The following is a 225-nucleotide window of genomic DNA, read 5'->3' as shown; positions in this document are numbered from 1 at the left end:
TAGAAAGCCATACGCCAGGTCAACCAGTGTTAGAAGGCGAACCATGTGCGACCTACATCGGTCCGGTTGGAGCCGGGCACTATGTAAAAATGGTGCACAACGGTATCGAATACGCCGACATGCAGCTTATCTGCGAAACTTACCATGTTATGCGCGAAGCGCTACATATGGCGCCAGCTGAAATAGCAGAGGTGTTTCGTCGCTGGAACGAAGGCAAGCTGAATA

Annotated in this window: 1 pseudogene; it reads left to right on the top strand. The window is 51.1% G+C overall.

Annotated features, from left to right (window positions below):
* Window positions 1-225 (top strand): annotated as a pseudogene (locus NLF92_RS13970) (NADP-dependent phosphogluconate dehydrogenase); the annotation flags it as partial.

This window comes from Opacimonas viscosa (assembly GCF_024199005.1).
Classification (GTDB): Bacteria; Pseudomonadota; Gammaproteobacteria; order Enterobacterales; family Alteromonadaceae; genus Opacimonas; species Opacimonas viscosa.
This window is presented reverse-complemented; position numbering and strand designations above follow the sequence as displayed.